The sequence below is a fragment of the Hoeflea sp. AS60 genome (assembly GCF_038900115.1).
In the GTDB taxonomy this organism is placed as follows: Bacteria; Pseudomonadota; Alphaproteobacteria; order Rhizobiales; family Rhizobiaceae; genus Hoeflea.
The window spans coordinates 789,236-804,472 of sequence record NZ_JBBMQP010000001.1 but is presented as its reverse complement, the minus strand read 5'-3'; the positions used below and the strand labels follow the sequence as shown (position 1 = coordinate 804,472).

Genomic DNA, 15,237 nt, shown 5'->3' with positions numbered 1-15,237 from the left:
GGAACAACGCGGGATTTCAGGGTCACGAGCGGTCGGCCTCCTCGAATTTCGCGGCTTCGACCTTGAGCGTGCCGTTTAAAACCCCCAGCGCCTCAGCCGGATCGATACGGCCGTCATAGAGCGCACGGCCTGAGATCGCGCCTTCGAGCCTTGCGGCATCGGGCATTTTCATTCGCACGATGTCGGCAAGCGAGGCCAGGCCACCGGACGCGATGACCGGGATCGAGACGGCGTCGGCGAGTTCGATGGTCGATTCCCAGTTGATGCCGGTCAGAACACCATCGCGATCGATGTCGGTGTAGATGATGGCGGCAACGCCCACGCCTTCGAAACGCTGCGCCAGTTCGATGACGCCGAGCTCGGAAGCCTCGGCCCAGCCCTCGACGGCCACCTTGCCGCCCTTGGCGTCGATACCAACGGCAACGCGGCCGGGAAACAGCTTGCAGGCTTCCCGCACCAGATCAGGATCACGAACCGCGATGGTGCCCAGAATGACGCGGGCAAGGCCCTTGTCGAGCCAGGCTTCGATATGGGCCAGCGTGCGGATACCGCCGCCCAGCTGCACCGGATTTTTCGTTGCCTTGAGGATGGCTTCAACCGCGGCGCCATTGACCGACTGGCCTTCGAACGCACCGTTGAGATCGACAACATGCAGCCATTCGAACCCCTGCTCCTCGAAAGCACGGGCCTGGGCTGCGGGATCTTCATTGTAGACCGTTGCGGAATCCATCTCGCCCAGCTTCAGCCGCACGCATTGGCCGTCTTTCAGATCGATGGCGGGGAACAGGATCATGTCAGGGCTTCCACTTGAGGAAATTGGCGATCAGCGCCAGACCAAGCGTCTGGCTTTTTTCAGGGTGAAACTGGGTTCCGGCCTTGTTGCCGCGCGCCACCGCAGCGGTCACCGGGCCGCCGTAATCGGTCATGGCAATGACGTCATCGCTGTTGTTAGCCGCCAAATGATAGGAGTGCACGAAATAGGCGTGCAGCCCATCAGGTCCGGTCGGAATGCCATCGAACAGGGGGTGCGCGGTTTTCAGATCCAGCGTGTTCCAGCCGATCTGTGGAATTTTCAAAGCCGGATTCGATGGCTCTATCTCGACCACATCGCCCGGGATCCAGCCGAAGCCCTGGGTAACAGACTTCTCAAGTCCGCGGGTCGACATCAACTGCATGCCGACACAGATGCCCAGGAAAGGCCGGGCCTTGTCCTCGACCGCATGGCGCAGTGCCGCGTTCATGCCGTCGATCGCATCGAGGCCAGCGCGGCAATCAGCATAGGCGCCGACGCCTGGAAGCACGACACGGTCAGCGTTGGCGACGTGATCGGCATCGGCACTGAGCATGATGTTGGCGGAAACGCCCGCTTCACGTGCGGCACGCTCAAACGCCTTGAGCGCCGAGCGCAAATTGCCGGACCCGTAATCAACTATGACAACCTGCATCAGGTTCAGTTCCTTTCAACCGACACAAGGCCGATGGAGCCGGTCTCTCTGCCGGATTGGCGACCCAATCTCAATGGCGCGAGAGTTGGCTTAACGCTTGCGGGTCGCTGCACATTGCCATTTGCCCTGGCTTGCGACGCATGAATTTCGAACGCCAAGTCGGAATCATCTGTTTCAATCACATCGACGAAGCGCCAGCCACGACGTTGAAGCGCTGCCGCACGCCAGTTGCGGCCTTCCAGGGCCGTGAGCACCGAGAGCGCCAGATCGAGTGCGATACCAAGAACCGGCTGACCGGCAGTGCTGGCAAGGCCGGTCGCCGCGGCCATGACGAGGAAAGCCGCAAAGGCTTCCAGCCAGAGCCGGTTGAACAGGAGCCAGATGACCGGCGCAAAGAAGGCCCATGGGGCAAAACGATCGGCGATCACCACCGAACGCTCGTCGGGTATCTGCGCGCCAGGGCTGGCCAGGACAAGATAGGCGGTCATAACGATGTTCTCCGATCAGGCCGACCCTTTGGAAGGGTTCAGGCCAGCGAGCCCTTGGTGGAGGGGATGCGATCTTTCTGGCGCGGGTCAACTTCGCACGCCACGCGCAGCACGCGCGCGACTGCCTTGAAGCAGGTCTCGGCAATATGATGGTTGTTAGCGCCGTAGATATTGCTGACATGCAGGGTGATGCCACCGTGCTGCGCCAGTGCCTGGAAAAACTCGCGCACCAGCTCGGTATCAAAAGTTCCGATCTTCGGTGACGTGAAGGTCACATCCCAGACCAGAAACGGCCTGCCCGAAATGTCGATCGCCGCACGGGTCAGGGTCTCGTCCATGGCGAGATCGAGCGAGGCATAGCGGTTGATGCCCTTGCGGTCGCCCAGGGCCTTGGACAGTGCCTGGCCGATAGCGATACCGGTGTCTTCGACGGTGTGGTGATCGTCGATGTGCAAATCGCCCTTGGCTTTGACATCCATGTCAATCAGCGAATGGCGCGACAGCTGATCCAGCATGTGATCGAAAAAACCAACGCCAGTCGAAATGGATCCGGTTCCGTTGCCATCAACAGACAGGGATACGGAAACATCGGTTTCGTTGGTTTTGCGGGCAACGGTGGCGGTGCGCGCTGTTTCGGTGGTGGCCATCAGTCGTCTCCGAAAAGTGTATTGGTGCGCTCAATATCAGTCTGCAATCCAAATATCCAGAACGGCTTTGATGGTTCAGACTGTCCGGGAGCTGGCGTTCCGTTCCGCGAGGCTGGTTTGCAATCGCCCCGCGGGCACTTACATAGGTCTGACCTCATCAGACTGCGGCCTTTCGCGCCGCTTGCAGGAAAGGATGCCCCATGGGCGAGCACAACCCCTTTGGCCAGATGCACGCAACAACGATCATCACCGTGCGCAAGGGCGCGCAAGTGGTCATGGCCGGTGACGGCCAGGTCAGCCTTGGCCAAACCGTGATGAAAGGCAATGCGCGCAAGGTTCGCCGCATCGGCAAGGACAACAATGTGATAGCCGGCTTTGCCGGCGCCACGGCTGATGCCTTCACACTGCTGGAACGGCTTGAAGCCAAGCTCGAGCAATATCCCGATCAGTTGACCCGCGCCGCCGTCGAGCTTGCAAAGGACTGGCGCACCGACCGCTATCTGAGAAAACTCGAAGCGATGATGCTGGTGGCGGACAAGACCGTGACGCTTGCCATCACCGGCAATGGCGATGTGCTGGAACCGGAACATGGCACGATGGCGATCGGTTCTGGTGGCAACTATGCCTATGCGGCTGCCCGCGCACTGATGGACACCGACAAGACCGCGGAAGAGATTGCCCGCCGGGCTATGGAGATTGCCGGCGATATCTGCGTCTACACCAATGCCAATATCGTGATCGAAACTCTTGAGCTCGATTGATGATATCCGCATCAGCTTTAGGCCGGTAACCTCGGATGATTATCCGCTTCTGGATAGCTGGCTGAACACTCCGCATATGCGTGAATGGTGGGGCGATCCCGAAACCGAGCTTGGCTATATCCGTGACATGCTCGAGGGCCGGGATACGACGCGCCCTTTCCTGTTCCTGCTGGATAATGCGCCGGTCGGTTACATCCAGTACTGGTACATCGCCGATCACTTGGACGAGCCGTGGCTCAGCAAAGCCCCTTGGGTAACGCAGGTGCCGACTGACAGCATTGGCGTCGATATGGCGATTGGTGATGCGGCCCTTTTGTCGAAGGGTTTGGGCTCTGCTGTCCTGAAGGCTTTTACTGCCCGTCTCCGTTCCGAGGGCTATGACAACATCCTCATCGATCCGGACACTTCCAATGCACGCGCCATCCGCGCTTATGAGAAAGTCGGTTTCAGGCCTCTCATTGTTTCACGTGAATCATCGGAAGACGAAGACACGGCTGTTCTGATCATGCGACTGGTGTCGGAAGACAGCCAAACCAACAGCGAGTTTACCCCATGATTGACGAAGCGACGCTTGATCGCGCGGTCACCGCCGGCATCCTCAATGCCGGTCAGCGGGAGGCTCTGATGGCTCTCGCCTCTCAAAACACCGATCCGGCGTCCCGGTCAGATGATACCGCCACCATGTCGGTCGACGACCAGATGCGGCTCGTCGGTGGCGGCAACGATATCTTTGTCACCGTCGGCATTGTGCTGTTGTTCTCCGGCGCACTCTTTGCATTGCAGGCAGTACTTCCATCCAACAGCATGATGCTCGCGGGTTTGCTGGCCGCGGCCAGCTGGGGTGTTGCCGAGATTGTGACCCGCCAGAAGCGGATGCGGCTTTCGAGCACGCTCCTGGCGCTGGCGTTTATCGCTTCGGCCCTTGCCTTGCTATCCGATTTCATCGGCACCAGATTCAGTCTGCCAGATACGATCAACGCTTTCTCGCTGCTGGCGTTGCGGGGTGATGCGATCCCTATCGGGCTGACGCTCGGTGGCGGCGTCATCGCCGCAGCCACACTTTATTTTGTCCGTTTCAAGGTTCCTGTGCTCGCCGCCATTGTTGCGATTGCGTCCACCGGCCTGGCTTTTCTTGCCGCAATGCTGGTGCTTTATGACCAGATGGTCAGCGGCAGCATCGCTGCCCCGGCTCCGGATCAACTTGCCGAGGTCTTGTCCAGCGCCCTGATTGTGCCGCTGCTATGCGGTGCGGTGATCTTCGCGGTAGCTGTCTTTCTCGATATGCACGACCGCGAAAGGCAGACGGTCTGGTCGGACTGCGCCTTCTGGCTACACGTGGTTTCAGCCCCGCTGCTGGTGCATCCGTTGTTCATTCTGGCAACCGGCCAGGACGTGCTGGCGGGGCGCATCGAACCGGGGATGGGCGCCAGTATCCTGCTTGGCGTGATGATTGCCGTGTTCGTGCTGGTGGCGCTCGCCATCGACCGCAGGTCCCTGCTCGCACCGACGCTGGCCTATTTCGGATCCGTTGGCATCTACTACCTCGTCAATGGCGCCGCCAACTCAACCGGAATTCCGCCGTTCGCGCTTATTCTGGTGACCATCGGCGCAATCGTCATCCTGTTTGGCGCTGGCTGGCAACGGATCAGACGCTTGATAATCCGTCCGCTGCTTCCCACATCGCTTCTCAACAGACTCCCCCCGATAAAGGCATGATCCCGACATGAGCAATTTCTCCCCCCGTGAAACCGTCACAGAACTCGACCGGTTCATCATTGGCCAGAACGACGCCAAGCGTGCTGTTGCCATTGCGCTGAGAAACCGCTGGCGTCGTCAGAAGCTCGATGGGCTGCTGCGTGAAGAGGTGATGCCGAAGAACATCCTCATGATCGGACCGACGGGTGTCGGAAAAACCGAGATCTCCCGCCGTCTGGCCAAGCTGGCGGGGGCGCCTTTCGTCAAGGTGGAAGCGACCAAGTTCACCGAGGTCGGTTATGTCGGCCGCGATGTCGAGCAGATCATTCGCGATCTGGTCGAAGTCGGCATCACGCTGGTGCGCGATCGCAAGCGCGGCGAGGTTGAGGCAAAGGCAAAACTGAACGCTGAAGAACGGGTGCTTGATGCATTGGTCGGAAACACCGCCTCCCCGGGCACCCGGGATTCGTTCCGCAAGAAACTGCGCGACGGCCAGCTTGACGACAAGGAAATCGAAATCGAGCTCGCAGACAGCGGATCCGGCATGCCCCAATTCGAGCTTCCCGGCATGCAGGGCGGCAATGTTGGCGTCCTGAACCTGGGTGACCTGTTTGGCAAAGCGATGGGCGGACGCACGCGAAAGGTCAAGACGACGGTGCGTGAATCGCACAATTCGCTGCTCAATGACGAATCCGACAAACTGCTCGACATGGAACAGATCCAACAGGAAGCGCTGAAATCGGCGCAGGATGATGGAATTGTCTTTATCGACGAGATCGACAAGATCGCCACGCGAGAAGGCGGAACGGGTGCTGGTGTTTCCCGCGAGGGTGTCCAGCGCGATTTGCTGCCTCTGGTCGAGGGCACTACGGTGGCGACAAAATACGGGCCGGTGAAGACCGATCACATTTTGTTTATCGCATCAGGTGCTTTTCATGTCTCCAAACCATCGGACCTGCTGCCGGAACTGCAAGGCCGTCTGCCGATCCGGGTCGAACTCAGAGCGCTCGGCAAGGACGATTTCCGCCGAATCCTGACGGAGACCGAAGCCAGTTTGATCAAGCAGTATGTAGCCTTAATGGCGACCGAGGACCTGACGCTCAACTTCACAGACGATGCAATCGACGCCTTGGCCGAGGTTGCTGTGCATCTGAATTCGAGCATCGAGAACATCGGCGCACGACGCCTGCAAACAGTCATGGAACGGGTTCTTGACGAGATTTCTTTTACTGCGCCAGATCAGCCGGGCTCGACAATCACGATAGATTCGGACTATGTCCGGGAACACGTTGGCGACCTTGCGCAGAATACAGATCTGTCGCGCTTTATTCTTTGAGCCACAATCCTATGTGGATTGAGGTGTGCAAGATGTGAGCCTGGACCGGTGTAAGGCCTGCGATCTGTTTTAAATCCTGGAGAGGAATATGATTGTGCCCAGCTATAAGCTCAATGCGGTGATAGCGATAACGATCGCATTCAGCATGAGCCTGGCCTGGGCGCCACAAGCATATTCCGCAGATACGGTAGCCAAGGGAAATCGCAATGTCCGTCAGCCCGACGTCCCCGGCGCCTCCAAGCGCCGTACAAAGGCGACCAAATCGACATTTGACGAGAAATACGAGAAGATTCGCGATCTGATCGCCGACGACAGCAAACTGCGTCGAAAGATCGTGGCCGTGTCGAAGGCTTACAGGATCGACCCGATTCATATTGTCGGAGCGTTGGTCGGCGAACATACCTACAATGTGGATGCCTATGACAGGCTTCAGACCTATTACATCAAGGCGATTTCCTACGCCGGCGAGCGGTTCCGCTTCGAGTATGATGGCGAGAGCGTTGTCGATTTCGTCAAACGACCGGAATTCGATAGCTGTGACAAGAAAGCCGATTCGGCCCAACTTTGGACCTGTCGCGAAGAAGTCTGGGAAAAAGCCTATCGTGGAAAGAAGGTATCCGGGAAATCCTATCCCAATGACAGGTTTGGGGCCGTGTTTTTCCAGCCATTCTATGCCGGGCAAACCTTTGGGTTGGGACAGCTCAATCCACTGACCGCGCTCATGCACACAGACCGGGTCAACAAGGTTTCCGGATTGAGAAAGCTCGACGCGGGTGACGCGTCACAGGTCTACAAGGCAATCATGGACCCGGATTCCACGCTGGCCTATATGGCTGCGGAAATCGCGTCCTCCATCGAAGCCTACCGAAAGTTAGCCGGATTCGATATTTCCGGAAATCCCGGGATCACTGCCACATTGTACAATGTCGGCAATTCTACGCGAAGGGCCAGGGCATTGGCCGCTGAAAACGCGAAGCGAAAGTCCCGCGGCTTGAGGCCAAAGCCTCCGAGCGAAAACTACTATGGCTGGCTGGTCAACGAGCACGAAGACGAGTTGCGCAACATTATCGAGCGCTGATTCCCGCCAGATTGTGCATCTACCGAACTATTGTGAGCGTTTGTCTTTTGGCTTGTGCGGTTGATTTGCACCTTTGTGAGCGTCGCTCGCAGGTCCATCGCGATCTATAAGCGCTTCGATCCGCTCCAGAGTTGGCCCATCCAGCCGATCAATGACCGCAGCCAGCTTGTTGGCGACTTCGGTGGCTTTCGGGCTCAGCCCTGACGTGTTGATGGTGACTTTAGGGCGGGACAGGCCTGCGAGCATCTGCAACTCTTCGGCTTCATCCCAGATGATATTGAAATAGCCGATCACCCGCTGGACGAATTCCCAGCTCGGCTCGGACCGGTTTCCGTGCTCAAGCGCCGACAAATAGGCTGGAGAGACGCCGATGGCCGCGGCCATCTGGCGCTGGGTGATACCACGCTCGGCCCGAAGTCGCCGGATGGCCTCGCCAAAAGGGGTCATCGGGGATTCGCCTTCTCCCGGCGCAACCTGATGTAAAGCGCACCCTCGCCGCCATGTCCGCGGGCGGCATCCTCATATCCGGAAATCAGAAAGCGGAACTCGGGCTTTGCCAGCCAGACAGGCACCGCTCGCTTGAGCGCTCCCTCACTTCCGCGCGATGCTCCTTTGCCGGTGATGACAAGAACGTGCCGGAGCCCACGCTCATGAGCGCGCGCCAGAAACCCGAACAACAGATTGTGGGCTTCGCTCTGGGTCAATCCGTGGAGATCGATGCGGCCATCGATAGGCAGCCGACCACGTGCGAGCTTCCGGATGACCGGTTTCTCAATCGGATGCGGTTGCTGACGTGATGGCGTGTTTGTCGAAAGTATGGATTGTGGTGGTTTGACCGGCTTTTCAGGCGGCGCCGGCGATGTGGAAGTGGGTGTCTCAACTGCATACCAGTCATCTTCCGGAACTTCCTTGCCCGGAAAAGCCTCGATAGTCCTGGCTATGCGAGCCCAGATGATACGGTCTTCGTGGCTGAGTTTGGACTTGTCATTGCTCATGACCGGCCCGCCGCAAAAGATCCGATCCAACCGGAGCAAGAATGACAAACCGGGCTGTAGCCTTGATCGAGCCGGCCTTTTCGCCGGCTTCAGATCCACATCCGGCAAACAAATCGCCGCGTGCCGCTCCGACAATCGCAGTGCCCGTGTCCTGGGCAATCATCAAGCGCGCGAATGGGCGGGGCTCGTCAAAGTCTTTGAGCTTCGGCGCAGACACAAATATGGGTGTGCCGAATGTATGAATATGGCGATCGACTGCGAGGGACCGACCAGGCTCCAGCGGAACCTTGGCAGCGGCAACCGGGCCAAGATAGTCGCTTTCAACCGCAGCCTTCTCAAAGAAAATGAAAGACCGGTTTTCCCACATAAGCTGTTCGGCCTGCTGTGGATGGGTCGCAAGCCATTGGCGGATGGTCGCCATCGACACGGCTTCTGCGGAGATTTCTTCGCGTTTGACCAGCAATCCGCCGATCCCGGTAAAGGGATGGCCGCTTTTTGCTGCATAGGTGATCCGCTCTGTTCGTCCGTCAGCGAAACGGAGCCGGGCACAGCCCTGCACATGGGCAAAGAACACATCGGCACGGGATTTTGCCCAGGCGATCTCCAGGTCCTGATCGTCAAGCGCGCCTGTTTCAATGGCTTGCCTGTCCGGGCAGCAATTCAAACTGCCATCATCATCGATCATGAATGCATAGCCGGACGGGATTCCCGCTGGCGGATTATCAGGGTCCGGCACCTTGGCAAGATTTTCGGGCTTTCGCAGGAATGGAAATCGATAGCCGGATTCAGGACGGGGACTTACCTCTACCTCAGGCTCATAGTAGCCGGTGACGAATCCTTCTCCACTATCCGGACTTATCTCCACCGGCCTGAACCAGGTCTCGAAGAACGAGCGCGCCTCGGCTTCCGATGGATAGCCGGATTCAGATACCGGTTCAGCCAGTGCGGCTAAATAGGCCGGCTCAAAATCAGCATGGCTGAGACCGATCGACCCGGTGCGATAGGACTTGGGTTGTGTCGCGTAATGAGCTGAGCGCCGAAAGGCTGCGAATGCCGCAGCCAGTCTGTCTTCCGCCCAACCGGGAAGCTTTGAATAGTCTTCCCGCCGAAGCGACAGCCCCATTACTGATCGGCTTCCGTCGCAATCAAACGCCAGTTGGGATCGCGTGAGCGCGTGTCGCGGGCAAACGTCCAGACGTCGTTTACATCGGTCACCTCGACAAGATCGCCATCGATGACTTCCCCATCCTTGTCCAGCGTCGCCGAAATCAGCTGGCTGATGATCCGAAGCGTGATGTTGGCTTCGGTGCCTTTCAGCTCAGCCTGGATGATTGCGGCTTTCTCGATGCCGACAAAATTGGACCTGACAGTCTCGCCCTTCTTCTCACGCTCTTCGATGGCGGCCACAAAACCGTCATAGACCTCCCGGGACAACAGACCCTTCAAGGTCTTGCGATCACCTTCGGCATAGGCGGACACGATCATCTCGTAGGCAGAAGTAGCCCCTCCGACGAAATCCTTGGGCGCAAACGAAGGATCGGCCGTGACCACCTCACGCAGGCCCTTGTTCAGTTCGGTCGATGGGGCTGCATAGGCGTCGACTGCGGCAAACGTTTCCGGTTCAGCATTTTCCCGGCCGCGCCGCGGCAGTGTCACCACCTTGGGATCATCCAGGCCCTCTTGCGCCTGTGTCTGGTCAAGCCGGGTCATCTCCTGCGGCGGGCGTTCATGGCCAGTCCGCTTGCCAAGCACTGACCGAAGCTGGATGAATATGATCACAGCCGCCACAAAAAAGAAGAACGTCACAAAATCAAAGGAACCCATTCCCGCCTTCTTTCGGTTACATCATCAATAAGTGTGCATATAATCCCCTAGGGCCCATCAATCAAAGGGTCGAGCCATTCTATTTGTCATCGGCTGCACAAACAGGCCGTTCCGGACTTCGGATACCCCATCATGCGTTTCTCCCTGATCCCGTTTTTACTGCTCGTCGTGCCACTGGCCGAAATCGCTGCTTTTGTCGTCATTGGCGGCCAGATCGGGGTCTGGGCAACGCTCGGAATGGTTCTGCTCACGGCCATCGTCGGCAGTTTTCTGCTCCGGTGGCAGGGCGTTGGTCTGTTCAACCGGATTAACACGGAAGTGCGGGCCAATCGCGTTCCGGGCCGCGAACTGGTTCACGGTGTCATGATTCTCGTCGCAGGGATCTTGTTGCTGACGCCTGGCTTCGTGACTGATTCTCTCGGATTCCTGCTGTTTGTTCCCGCAATTCGTGATCTCGTCTGGCGCTCGGTCAAGGACCGGGTCGTGGTACAGACCATGTCGAGCGACTTCGGAGCGGCTCCAAGGAACCGTGGCTCCGATGATGGGGTCGTCGATCTGGATGAAGACGAATTCCAGCGCAACACCAATTCGTCATCTCCATGGTCAGACAACGGTGAACGCCTCTCCAAGCCCGGCAAGCAAGACGGCAATGGCTCAAACGGGTTGTAAGCCCGATGCTGAAATGCTAGCCCAATCCCGATCAAATTACCGTACGACCGCGTTCGCGGATGAAAAACAGGGAAGAGCCAAATGGCAAAAGATACTACCGGCAAAGGCGGAGCAGCAGCAAAGGAAGCTGAAGGGAACGGTCAGCCACCGGTCCTGAACATTCTCGCTCAGTACATCAAGGATCTGTCCTTCGAAAACCCGGGTGCTCCCAAGTCACTGGGTCCTCGCGAAAAGGCGCCCGAGATCAACATCAACGTCAACGTCAACGCCAATCCGTTGAGCGAAACAGAATTCGATGTTGTCCTTTCGATGAATGCAGAAGCCAAGAGCGGCGATACCGTTGTGTTCAATGTCGAGCTGACTTACGGCGGCGTTTTCCGCGTTGCAAACTTCCCGCAGGAACATATGCTTCCGCTGCTGTTCATCGAATGCCCGCGGATGCTGTTTCCGTTTGCACGTCAGATTGTTGCCGACGCAACGCGCAATGGCGGCTTCCCGCCACTTCTGATCGACCCGATCGACTTTGCACAGATGTTCCAGCAGCGCATGGCAGAAGAAAACGCCAAGGCTCAGGTCGCCAACAACGTCAACTGAGACCTCGGTTTCCAGACGCTTGTCTTACAATGTGATAGCCGCCTTCGGGCGGCTTTTGCATTTCAGACTTGCTGAACCCGGTCAGCCTTCACCGGGCACTTTGCGCCATATGGCGTTTGGGCCAATGCGATCTATCAATGCGGAGTGAGGCAAAAGATCGGCTTCGCTGAGACGGTTTGGAAGCGGCCGTGGCCTTTCCCCGATAACGACGACCTCTTCACTCGCTGTCCGCTCGACGGAGGCATTGTCCTTCGCCGACAATCCCAGCGCCGCCTGCCGGCCGCCGAGCATCTCGATATAGACGTCGGTCAACAGCTCAGCATCAAGAAGGGCGCCGTGCCTGGTCCGGTGGGAATTGTCGATGCCATAGCGACGGCACAAGGCATCCAGGCTGTTGGGTCCCATAGGGTGGCGGCGCCGTGCCAGCGAAAGCGTATCTATCACCAGATCCGGGGCAACGGTCGGGACACCCACCCTTTGATACTCGTTGTTGAGAAAACCCATATCAAAGGTGGCGTTATGGGCAACATAATGAGCGCCTTCAAAAAATGCGGCTATTTCCTGGGCAACCTCGGCAAACACAGGCTTGTCCGCCAAAGAGGCGTCGGTAATACCATGCACAGCGAGGGCGTCAGGATGCACCTTGCGGCCATCGGGATTTATATAGAGATGGAGCGATCGCCCGGTCGGAAACTGATTCTCGAGTTCTATGCAGCCGATTTCAATGATCCGGTCAGCCTTATTGTCGAGGCCGGTGGTTTCCGTATCGAAAACAATCTCGCGCATTCTATTCGCCCTGCCTGGTGGGTTTGGAAAGTGCCGCGACAATCTCGGCGACCTGCAGTCGAGCCGCTTCCAGCCCCTCGCCGGTGTCTATCACATAATCCGCGCGAGCGCGTTTTTCAGCGTCCGGTGTCTGCCTTGCCAGTATAGCCTCGAATTTCTCAGCCGTCATGCCGGGCCGGGCCATAACACGCTCGTGCTGGATATCGGCGGCACAGCTGACGACGACTATGACATCGACCCGGTCTGTGGTGCCGGTTTCAAAGAGCAAAGGAATATCCAAGAGCACCATTGGTTCATTGCGGGCGGCGGCCGCATCAACAAAGCTCTGCTCGCGAGCCCGTACGAGCGGATGAATGATCGCTTCGAGGCGCTGGAATTCTTCAGGCGCGGCCATCAGTTTTTCGGACAGGACCTGCCGGTTGACCACACCATCTGGGGCCGACCCCGGGAAAGCAGCCTCGATCAACGGAGCCGCCTCGGCGCTGTAGAGATCATGAACGATCTGGTCGGCGCTGATAACGGGAACGCCCAAGGATTTGAACATGTCGGAAGTCGTCGATTTTCCCATTCCGATCAAGCCCGTCAGACCGATGATGATCATGCATGCGCCTCCATATCGGCAATGATCAATTGCCGCAGTTCCAGTGTAACCTCGGGGCGTGCCCCAAACCATTTTGCAAACCCCGGCACAGCCTGGTGCAGCAGCATTCCAAGCCCGTCAACAGTTCTCAGGCCCTGGCGCTTTGCCATTGCCAATATCGGTGTTTCGAGTGGAATGTAGACAATATCGGTGACCAGAGCATTTTCCGCCATGACGGTGAAATCAATATCGGGAACTTCACTCCCTCCCATGCCGAGAGAGGTGGTGTTTACGAACAGATCAGCGCCTCTCATGAGGTCCGGAAGGTGCTCGGTACCATGGGCAGTGACTCGTGATCCGAAATCCTGAGCCAAGGCCCTCGCCCGTTCTATGGTGCGATTGACGATCAGAACCGACTGGAAATCCCGAGACAGCAATGCGTGGATGACTGCACGGCTGGCACCGCCAGCGCCGAAGACGACGGCGGTCTTCCCCTGATCCCAACCCGGTGCATTCTCATCAAGATTGGCGGCAAACCCATGGGAATCGGTGTTGGTTGCCATCAAGCGGCCATCTTCAATCCATAGCGTATTGGCAGCGCCGATCTGTCGGGCAATCTCATCAACATCGTCGACCAGCCCAAGAATAACCTCCTTGTGCGGAATTGTGACGTTTCCACCGGCAAGACCAGATGAACCATCCTTGATGGCTGCGACGAAAGCCGGCAAATCCGCAGACATGATTCGAACAGCGTCATAGCTGCCTTTGAGATCGGCCTGCTTGAGCCAGTAGCCATGGATCAATGGCGACCGGGAATGACCTATCGGATCACCAATGACAAAGGCATGCGCCTGATGATCGTCCAGATCAGCCATCAATAGCTCCCAGTTCACGGAGTTGCTGCAACAGAGGCAACAGGGGCAGACCAATGATGGTGAAATAATCACCTTCTATTCGCTCAAAAAGCTGAATGCCCTCGCCTTCAAACTGATAGGCGCCAACAGATGACAGCACCCGGTCTCCGACATTTGAGAGATGACGGCCGATAAATGCCGGCTCAAGATCCCGCATGGTCATCCGGGCAACCGACATATGCCGCCAGATGGTTTCACCATCCTTTGCCAGAACAATAGCGGAGTTGAGTTCATGGGTCCTGCCGGAAAGCTTTAGAAGCCTGCGCCGCGCTTCATCCATGGTCGCCGCCTTGTGATAGATATCCCCCGCAAGCGACAATGTCTGATCGGAACCGATAACCAAAGCGCCCGGATTGCGGCTGGACACATCCTGAGCCTTGGCTTCGGCCAGAACGGAGGCGACATCTTCGGGTGTCAGGCCGTCAAGTTGTTCCTCGACCACACGTTCATCGATCTGGGCCGGTTCGACATCAAAGGCCAGGCCAGCATTTTCAAGAAGGGCTTTTCTGAAAGGACTTGCCGAAGCAAGCACGATGCGGTGTGCCATGGACGTCTCCTGTATAAAGGTCGGTCGAGATCAGGGGTTAGCGCCACTTCGGACGCAACGCAAGGATGGCCGCGGCGGTCTCCTCGATTGAACGGCGGGTAACATCAATCACAGGCCATCCATGGCGTTCACACAAGGACCTGGCGTATTTGAGTTCCTCGCTGATCAGGGAGCGATCGGTGTAATGCTCGCCCTGATATCCGGTCGTGGAGCCCAGCACCCGGTTTTGCCTGACCTGGGCTATTCGGTCGACGGATGCAATAAGACCGACGACAACCGGCTTTTTTGCCGTGATCAAGCCCTCAGGCAATGGCACACCATATACAATCGGAATGTTTGCGGTCTTGATACCGCGATTGGCTAGATAGATGCTTGTCGGCGTCTTGGAAGTGCGGCTGATGCCAAGGATGATCAGGTCAGGGTCATCAAAATCAATCGGCAACTGCCCGTCATCATGATCGAGGGTGAAATTCAGAGCATCGATGCGTTTGAAATACTCCTCGCCCATTGCGTGCTGGGCACCGACCCTTCGGCGGGACGGTGCTCCAAGGTAGGACTGAAACACATTGATGACGGGTTCCAGCACGGAGACGCTGGGCAGACCCATATCGCGACATTTGAGCTCGATAATGGATGCGAGTTCGGAATCGACGATGGTGTAGAGCACGATTCCCGGCGCACCATCGATGGCATCAAGGACCGCGAATAGCTGCTTGCGGGTGCGGATCAACGGATAGACATGTTCCAGTGCCTGGGCACCCTGAAACTGGGCCGCAGCCGCCCGCCCTGCCGCCATCAGGGTTTCACCGGTCGAATCGGAGATCAAATGCAGATGGAAATAGTTTTTGGTCTGCTCCACAGGATTCTCCGAGGGCTGT

General features: G+C 57.6%; 20 protein-coding genes. 7 read left to right on the top strand and 13 right to left on the bottom strand.

From position 1 onward, the window contains the following. Positions 1 to 22: 22 nt before the first annotated feature. From hisA to hisB, 4 genes are read right to left on the bottom strand one after another with little or no spacing between them, the layout of a single operon-like run. Complete coding sequence (hisA, locus tag WNZ14_RS03845) at positions 23 to 793, bottom strand: 1-(5-phosphoribosyl)-5-[(5-phosphoribosylamino)methylideneamino]imidazole-4-carboxamide isomerase (RefSeq protein ID WP_342867275.1); 771 nt, start codon at positions 791 to 793, stop codon at positions 23 to 25. Between the two features lies 1 nt (position 794). Continuing rightward, positions 795 to 1,445, bottom strand: a complete 651-nt coding sequence (gene hisH, locus WNZ14_RS03840; protein WP_342867274.1) for an imidazole glycerol phosphate synthase subunit HisH — start codon at positions 1,443 to 1,445, stop codon at positions 795 to 797. A 5-nt stretch (positions 1,446 to 1,450) separates the two neighbouring features. Then, on the bottom strand, positions 1,451 to 1,933 hold the full coding sequence (locus WNZ14_RS03835; RefSeq protein ID WP_342867273.1) for a DUF2628 domain-containing protein: 483 nt from the start codon (positions 1,931 to 1,933) through the stop codon (positions 1,451 to 1,453). A 38-nt stretch (positions 1,934 to 1,971) separates the two neighbouring features. Further along, on the bottom strand, positions 1,972 to 2,580 hold the full coding sequence (gene hisB / locus WNZ14_RS03830; RefSeq protein ID WP_342867272.1) for an imidazoleglycerol-phosphate dehydratase HisB: 609 nt from the start codon (positions 2,578 to 2,580) through the stop codon (positions 1,972 to 1,974). 200 nt (positions 2,581 to 2,780) lie between these two features. On the opposite strand from hisB, the gene hslV reads away from it, so the two are divergent. The 5 genes from hslV (at position 2,781) to WNZ14_RS03805 (ending at position 7,450) form a co-directional block, all read left to right on the top strand. Beyond that, positions 2,781 to 3,341: an ATP-dependent protease subunit HslV gene (gene hslV / locus WNZ14_RS03825; protein ID WP_342867271.1), complete on the top strand. Its 561-nt coding sequence runs from the start codon at positions 2,781 to 2,783 to the stop codon at positions 3,339 to 3,341. Beyond that, positions 3,328 to 3,897: a GNAT family N-acetyltransferase gene (locus WNZ14_RS03820; RefSeq protein WP_342867270.1), complete on the top strand. Its 570-nt coding sequence runs from the start codon at positions 3,328 to 3,330 to the stop codon at positions 3,895 to 3,897. Before hslV ends, WNZ14_RS03820 begins: the two co-directional genes overlap by 14 nt. Continuing rightward, positions 3,894 to 5,057, top strand: a complete 1,164-nt coding sequence (locus tag WNZ14_RS03815) for a hypothetical protein (RefSeq protein WP_342867269.1) — start codon at positions 3,894 to 3,896, stop codon at positions 5,055 to 5,057. The genes WNZ14_RS03820 and WNZ14_RS03815 overlap by 4 nt, the downstream gene beginning before the upstream one ends. 7 nt (positions 5,058 to 5,064) lie before the next feature. After that, on the top strand, positions 5,065 to 6,372 hold the full coding sequence (gene hslU / locus WNZ14_RS03810) for an ATP-dependent protease ATPase subunit HslU (RefSeq protein ID WP_342867268.1): 1,308 nt from the start codon (positions 5,065 to 5,067) through the stop codon (positions 6,370 to 6,372). A 145-nt stretch (positions 6,373 to 6,517) separates the two neighbouring features. Then, on the top strand, positions 6,518 to 7,450 hold the full coding sequence (locus WNZ14_RS03805) for a DUF1402 family protein (RefSeq protein WP_342868501.1): 933 nt from the start codon (positions 6,518 to 6,520) through the stop codon (positions 7,448 to 7,450). 27 nt (positions 7,451 to 7,477) lie between these two features. On the opposite strand, the gene WNZ14_RS03800 is transcribed toward WNZ14_RS03805, so the two are convergent. The 4 genes from WNZ14_RS03800 to WNZ14_RS03785 are packed head-to-tail and all read right to left on the bottom strand — an operon-like array spanning position 7,478 to position 10,269. Continuing rightward, complete coding sequence (locus tag WNZ14_RS03800) at positions 7,478 to 7,897, bottom strand: helix-turn-helix transcriptional regulator (protein ID WP_342867267.1); 420 nt, start codon at positions 7,895 to 7,897, stop codon at positions 7,478 to 7,480. Then, positions 7,894 to 8,445, bottom strand: a complete 552-nt coding sequence (locus tag WNZ14_RS03795) for a Smr/MutS family protein (protein WP_342867266.1) — start codon at positions 8,443 to 8,445, stop codon at positions 7,894 to 7,896. Before WNZ14_RS03795 ends, WNZ14_RS03800 begins: the two co-directional genes overlap by 4 nt. Beyond that, entirely contained in the window at positions 8,435 to 9,568 is a 1,134-nt protein-coding gene (locus tag WNZ14_RS03790; protein WP_342867265.1) for an MltA domain-containing protein, read from the bottom strand. The genes WNZ14_RS03795 and WNZ14_RS03790 overlap by 11 nt, the downstream gene beginning before the upstream one ends. Further along, positions 9,568 to 10,269 (bottom strand): Tim44/TimA family putative adaptor protein, encoded by a 702-nt coding sequence (locus WNZ14_RS03785; RefSeq protein WP_342867264.1) that lies wholly within the window; start codon positions 10,267 to 10,269, stop codon positions 9,568 to 9,570. Before WNZ14_RS03785 ends, WNZ14_RS03790 begins: the two co-directional genes overlap by 1 nt. Before the next feature lie 132 nt (positions 10,270 to 10,401). Here WNZ14_RS03785 and WNZ14_RS03780 point away from each other — a divergent pair, with 132 nt between their 5' ends. Both WNZ14_RS03780 and secB read left to right on the top strand, forming a co-directional pair. Next, entirely contained in the window at positions 10,402 to 10,938 is a 537-nt protein-coding gene (locus WNZ14_RS03780) for an FxsA family protein (RefSeq protein WP_342867263.1), read from the top strand. Between the two features lie 81 nt (positions 10,939 to 11,019). Then, entirely contained in the window at positions 11,020 to 11,532 is a 513-nt protein-coding gene (gene secB / locus WNZ14_RS03775) for a protein-export chaperone SecB (RefSeq protein ID WP_342867262.1), read from the top strand. 81 nt (positions 11,533 to 11,613) lie between these two features. Here the strand turns inward: secB and dnaQ are convergent, their stop codons facing one another. From dnaQ to WNZ14_RS03750, 5 genes are read right to left on the bottom strand one after another with little or no spacing between them, the layout of a single operon-like run. After that, positions 11,614 to 12,318, bottom strand: a complete 705-nt coding sequence (dnaQ, locus tag WNZ14_RS03770) for a DNA polymerase III subunit epsilon (protein ID WP_342867261.1) — start codon at positions 12,316 to 12,318, stop codon at positions 11,614 to 11,616. A gap of 1 nt (position 12,319) precedes the next feature. Continuing rightward, complete coding sequence (coaE, locus tag WNZ14_RS03765; RefSeq protein ID WP_342867260.1) at positions 12,320 to 12,919, bottom strand: dephospho-CoA kinase; 600 nt, start codon at positions 12,917 to 12,919, stop codon at positions 12,320 to 12,322. Beyond that, entirely contained in the window at positions 12,916 to 13,773 is an 858-nt protein-coding gene (locus tag WNZ14_RS03760; RefSeq protein WP_342867259.1) for a shikimate dehydrogenase, read from the bottom strand. The genes coaE and WNZ14_RS03760 overlap by 4 nt, the downstream gene beginning before the upstream one ends. Next, positions 13,766 to 14,359: a Maf-like protein gene (locus WNZ14_RS03755; RefSeq protein ID WP_342867258.1), complete on the bottom strand. Its 594-nt coding sequence runs from the start codon at positions 14,357 to 14,359 to the stop codon at positions 13,766 to 13,768. The genes WNZ14_RS03760 and WNZ14_RS03755 overlap by 8 nt, the downstream gene beginning before the upstream one ends. A gap of 37 nt (positions 14,360 to 14,396) precedes the next feature. Continuing rightward, a complete protein-coding gene (locus WNZ14_RS03750; RefSeq protein ID WP_342867257.1) occupies positions 14,397 to 15,218 on the bottom strand; it encodes a pyruvate, water dikinase regulatory protein in 822 nt (273 codons plus the stop codon). Positions 15,219 to 15,237: the final 19 nt, after the last annotated feature.